This window comes from Brevibacterium sp. LS14 (assembly GCF_012027885.1).
GTDB lineage: Bacteria > Actinomycetota > Actinomycetes > Actinomycetales > Brevibacteriaceae > Brevibacterium > Brevibacterium casei.
This window is the reverse complement of record NZ_SJXG01000012.1, coordinates 1-313: the sequence shown is the minus strand read 5'-3', so window position 1 is coordinate 313 and position 313 is coordinate 1. Positions and strand designations below refer to the sequence as shown.

Here is a 313-nt window from a genome sequence, read left to right as displayed (position 1 = left end):
CACGGCGGCTACGGCTTCATGAACGAATACCTCGTCGCTCGCCACTACCGCGACTCGAAGATCCTCGAGGTCGGCGAGGGCACGACCGAGGTCCAGCTCATGCTCATCGCCCGCGAACTCGGACTCTGAGATCTCGTGACCTTGAGGTGACCCTCCCGGTCTCTGCGCCGGAGTCGCACCACCCACCCCTCGCCGAGGCGGTCCCGTCGTTCCGTACGGAGCGGCGGACCGCCTCGGCGAGGGGTTCGTCCGGTTAGGGTGGACCTCAACCGAGGAACGGAGGTCGCGGATGGAGCCCATCGACTGGTCGTCG

1 protein-coding gene is annotated in these 313 nt (G+C 67.1%); it reads left to right on the top strand.

From position 1 onward, the window contains the following. Positions 1–129: acyl-CoA dehydrogenase family protein (locus EZE58_RS02040; RefSeq protein WP_277345266.1), on the top strand; the 129-nt coding region annotated here is incomplete at its 5' end. Between the last annotated feature and the right edge of the window lie 184 nt (positions 130–313).